General features: G+C 73.7%; 4 protein-coding genes and 1 pseudogene. 2 read left to right on the top strand and 3 right to left on the bottom strand.

Translation table 11 applies throughout. From position 1 onward, the window contains the following. Nucleotides 1-144 precede the first annotated feature (144 nt). From SACSA_RS0105640 to SACSA_RS0105630, 3 genes are read right to left on the bottom strand one after another with little or no spacing between them, the layout of a single operon-like run. Nucleotides 145-1,062 (bottom strand): ABC transporter permease subunit, encoded by a 918-nt coding sequence (locus SACSA_RS0105640; protein ID WP_019814194.1) that lies wholly within the window; start codon nucleotides 1,060-1,062, stop codon nucleotides 145-147. Then, nucleotides 1,059-2,072, bottom strand: coding sequence for an ABC transporter ATP-binding protein (locus SACSA_RS0105635; protein ID WP_019814193.1), 1,014 nt, complete (start codon nucleotides 2,070-2,072; stop codon nucleotides 1,059-1,061). The genes SACSA_RS0105640 and SACSA_RS0105635 overlap by 4 nt, the downstream gene beginning before the upstream one ends. Next, nucleotides 2,069-3,148 (bottom strand): LolA family protein, encoded by a 1,080-nt coding sequence (locus SACSA_RS0105630; RefSeq protein WP_028661582.1) that lies wholly within the window; start codon nucleotides 3,146-3,148, stop codon nucleotides 2,069-2,071. Before SACSA_RS0105630 ends, SACSA_RS0105635 begins: the two co-directional genes overlap by 4 nt. A gap of 324 nt (nucleotides 3,149-3,472) precedes the next feature. Here SACSA_RS0105630 and SACSA_RS0105625 point away from each other — a divergent pair, with 324 nt between their 5' ends. Continuing rightward, on the top strand, nucleotides 3,473-4,189 hold the full coding sequence (locus SACSA_RS0105625; protein ID WP_028661581.1) for a response regulator transcription factor: 717 nt from the start codon (nucleotides 3,473-3,475) through the stop codon (nucleotides 4,187-4,189). Beyond that, nucleotides 4,186-4,551: pseudogene (locus SACSA_RS25750) on the top strand (two-component sensor histidine kinase); the annotation flags it as partial. The gene SACSA_RS0105625 and the pseudogene SACSA_RS25750, both read left to right, overlap by 4 nt.

The following is a 4,551-nucleotide window of genomic DNA, read 5'->3' as shown; positions in this document are numbered from 1 at the left end:
CCGTGCGCCCCGACCCGGGTCCGTCGCGAGTGGACGCCGTCACCACGATGACCGCCCGAGCCGCGCCGGGGGACCGGGTCCCGCTGGTGCTCGACCCGGACGGGCTGGCCATCGTGGGCGCGTCGACGCCGCGCGCCGGGGAACTCAGCCGTCCCTGGTGAGCAGGCGCGCCGACGCCAGCGACAGCGCGATCACCACGTAACAGGCGGCGCGCGCGAGTCCCTCGCCGAGCCCGTCGAGCGGCATCGGGTCACGCAACAGGTCCACGATCGCGTCGAACGAGGTGGTCAGCAGCACGGGATGCAGCCAGGACAGCGCCTCAAGCAGGCCGAGCACGTTGAACACCACGACACCGCCGAGCACCGAGGCCATGACCAGCATCGGGTGCTCGGTGGTCGTGGAGATCGCCAGCGCGACGGCTCCCACGGCCCACAGTTGCACCGCCACCCAGCCGATCGCGAGCAGCACCCGAAGCCCCGCCTCGCCCAGCGAGAGCGTGGTGCCGGACAGCGTGAACAGCGACCCGGCGCCGTTGATCGCGAGCCCGGTGAGCATGCCGCTCACCGCCATCACCGCGGCGGCGGTGAGCGCGAGCACCGCGACCCCGAACGCCTTGACCAGCAGCAGCCTGCCCCGGCTCACCGGGGCGAGCAGCCAGCCGCGCAGGCTGCCGTTGGTCTGCTCCCCGGCCACCGCGTCGGCTCCGGCCATCGCGGCCGCCAGGGGCAGCAGCAGGTTCAGCGCCATCATCAGCGCCCCGACCGGCAGGACGAGGGCGTTGGCGCCCGCCGAGAACATAATGCCGCCCCCGTCGCCGTCGCCGCCGCCCCCCGGTGGGCCCGGGGAATCGACGAGGGTGAGCGCCACACCGACGATCACGGGGATCAATCCGAGCAGGCCCAGCACCACGAGCGTGCGCGGCCGGGAGAACACGAGCCGTAGTTCGGAGGCGAGCAGTCGTCCCAGCGGGGCGCGTGAGCGGCCCCGTGGCCGCGAAGCCGTCGAGGGGGGCGCCGTCGTGGGGGACGCCGTCGCGACGGCGGTGGTGTGCGCGTCGGTCACCGGTCCACCTCCTCGTCGTCGGCCGCGATGCCGGAGCCGTTTTCCTGGGTCAACCGCGCGAAGAGATCTTCGAGCCCGGTGCGCGCCCGGCGCACCTCGTGCACCGGAACTCCGGCGTGGACGAGGGCGGCCACCACGTCCGGCGCGGTGGCCGCGGTCAGATCCGCCCGCACTCCGTCGGGAGTGAGCCGGGCCGGGACCCGGGCGGCACGCAGTGCCTCCCGCGCGCCGTCGCCGTCCGGTGTGGACACCAACAGCGCGGGCGAGCCCGATTCGAGCAGTTCGGTGAGCTCGCCCTGCGCGACGACCGTGCCTTCGTGCAGCACGGCGACGTGCGTGCAGGTCGCCTCCACCTCGGCGAGCAGGTGCGACGACACCAGCACCGTCACCCCCGCCGCGTGCAGGTCGGCGATGATCGACCGGATCTCGCGTGTGCCCGCGGGGTCGAGTCCGTTGGTCGGCTCGTCCAGCACGACCATCCTGCGTGGCACCAGCAGTGCTGAGGCGAGCCCGAGACGCTGCTTCATGCCGAGCGAGTAACCCCGGTAGCGGCGGTCGGCGGCCCCGGCAAGGCCCACGCGCTCCAGTGCGGCCGACACCGCGCCGTCGATGTCGCCGGTGTCCAGCCTCGGCTCGGCGGCGGCCACGCGCAGCAGGTTGCGCCGCCCCGACAGGAAGGGGTGAAAGCCCGGTGCCTCGACCAGCGCGCCGACGTCGGGAAGGGCGTTCCCGGCTTGCTCCGGGATCGCGTGCCCGAGCAGGCGCACCTCGCCCCCGGTGGGGCGGACCAGGCCGAGCAGCATCCGGATGGTCGTGGTCTTGCCCGATCCGTTCGGACCGAGCATGCCCAGTACGGCACCGTCGGGGACATCCAAATCGACGTGATCGACGGCCACGGTCGACCCGTACGTCTTGCGCAGACCCCGCGTGCTGGCGGCGAGTGCCGAGGACGGCGTGGAGGCCCGTCGGGGCGCGTCCACACCGTCCACGACGGTTCCGCTCGTGCTCACCGCGAGCTCAGGGCCTCGGTGAGGACCTGCTCCGGCACCGCTCCCACGGCCACCCGGCCGTCGTCGGTGACCAGCGCCGTGGCCGCGCTGGTGGAGATCAGGTAGCCGGAGCCGTAGGGGCCGCTCACGCGCTCGCCGACCTGGCCGAGCAGCTCCCGCACACGCTCCGGGCCCGGGGTGTCCTCGCCGGTCGGGTTGTCGGCGCTGTCGCGGCCGAGTGCGGCGAGACCGGCGGGTGCTCGCGTCAGCACCACGGTGTCCCAGCCCTCGCCCACGGTTTCGACGGACCCGTCGTCGCGCGGGCCCTCCCGGTGGGCGCCGTCCCCCGGCGTCCGCTCGGTGACCTCGGCGTTCTCGGGTGGGCTGAACTCGAACAGGCCGGCGGGCTGGGCCCCGAAGTCGATGTCGTCGAAGCCGACCTCGACGGCGGGCTCGGTCGTGCCGTGCGTGAGCACCGACAGCCGCAGCGGCAGCCGGGTCTCGGAATCCACGGCGATGCGCACCTCACGCAGGAGCGTGCGCTCGTCGGGCTTGGGCGTGAGTACCAGCTCGTAGGCGGGGCGGTCGGCGACCGAGGCCGTGCCGTCCACCGAGATCGTGCTGCTCTCGCCCGCCGCGGCCACCATCCGCTGCGCCAGCGCGGTCGGGTCCACCGCGTCGTGTCCCCGTGCGGGCTTCTGCGCGTCGGCGGGCAGCTCGGTGTGGCCCGCGGTGTTGTCTGCCGAGTCGTAGGTCCAGATGTCCTCGTCGCTTGCCACGACGGTGAATTCGCCCGACTCCCGCTCCAGCGCGATCCTGCTGCGGCCCTCGCCGTCGTAGAACACGCGGGCGGACTCGGCCTGAAGCGCGGGAATGCCGCGCATGCTCGGCAGTCCCAGGTCGGACTCGACCGCGACGGTGCCCGACAGCGCGGGCGCGTCGCCGCGCAACACGGACTCGACCAGTGCCTGTGCCTCGACCGGTGGCAGCTCCGGTGCGGTACCGGCGCCCGCCGGGACGGCGAGCACCCCCAGCCCGGTCGCCCCGGCCGCCGTTCCGGCCACGGCGATGACGGTGGCTCGTCTCCTCGGGTTCACGGTTCCTCCTCGTGACGCTTCCTCCAGTGTGCCGTCGCGGTCGCTCCTTCGCCGCCGTGCGAGATCGGGGCGGCGAAGGTGTGGTTCGTGCGCCGGTGTCGTGTGGCGCCTCGCCGTGCCGCGACACTTGTGATCCTGCGCCCCACGTCCTGAGACGGGCCTCAAGATCGTGCTCGCCACTGAGAGGGCCCTGAGAGGGCACTCCCATCTGAGAGGGCACTCCCATCTGAGAGGGCACTCCCATCTGAGAGGGCGCTGCCATCTGAGGGGCGCCGCCACCTGAGAGGGCGCTGAGAGTCGCCCCGCGCGGTGGCGCGGACGGGCATCCTGAGAAGGGTGAAACCGCGAGTACTGGTGGTCGACGACGAACCCGGGGTGCGCAAGGCGTTGCGGCGGGGCCTGACGGCGGAGGGCATGGAGGTGGTGCCCGCGGCCGACGGGCACGAGGCGTTGCGGCTGGCCCGGACGGGCACGTTCGACGTGCTGCTGCTGGACATCATGCTGCCCGGCCTGTCGGGCTACCGCGTATTGCAGCGCCTGCGGGGCGAGGGCGTGCACACTCCGGTGCTGCTGATCTCGGCCAAGGACGGCGAGGTCGACCAGGCCGACGGGCTCGATCTCGGGGCCGACGGGTACCTGGTGAAGCCGTTCTCGTTCGTCGTGCTCGTCGCACAGGTGCGGGCCGTGCTGCGGCGCGCGAACGGCAGCCGCGCCGCCGGGGCGTTGCGGATCGGGCCGTTGGAGGTCGATCGGGGCGCACGGCGGGTGCGCTGGCACGACGAGCCGGTGCCGCTGTCGCCCCGTGAATTCGCGCTGTTGGAGGTGCTCGCCGGGCGGCCCGGCACGGTGGTGACCAAGGACGAGCTGCTGCGCGCGGTGTGGGGTGACGAGCAGGCGGCCACCCGTAACGTCGTCGAGGTCTACGTGGGGTATGTGCGGCGCAAGCTCGACGCCGTGGGCGCCGGGTCGGTCGTCCGCACCGTGCGCGGGCACGGCTACGTCGCCTCCGACCCGGAGGCCGATCCGGTGTCCTCGGCGTGACCCCGCCACGGGGCTGGTGGCGGCGACGTGGCCTGCGGCTGCGGATCACCCTGGCCGTCACCACGATCACGCTGCTGCCCCTGTTCGGGCTCGCGGTGCTGGCCGGGGAGACGCTGGGTCCGCTGCTCACCGGCTCGGTCGACACCGAGCTGCGACCGGTGCTGACGCGCGCGCACGCGGCGGTGGAGGACGGCCGCGAGCCACCGGCGCCCGCCGGGATCGCGGTGCGGGTGCTGGACACGGCGGGCGGTGCGGTGGACGGTGACGGCCCTCCCCGGCTCGACCGCGCGGACGTGCGTGCTCTCAAGGCGGGACTACCGGTCGAGGTGGCGGCGGGAACCGGCGCCGGTCCGGCCGTGTCT

It is taken from the genome of Saccharomonospora saliphila YIM 90502 (assembly GCF_000383795.1).
GTDB lineage: Bacteria > Actinomycetota > Actinomycetes > Mycobacteriales > Pseudonocardiaceae > Saccharomonospora > Saccharomonospora saliphila.
This window is presented reverse-complemented; position numbering and strand designations above follow the sequence as displayed.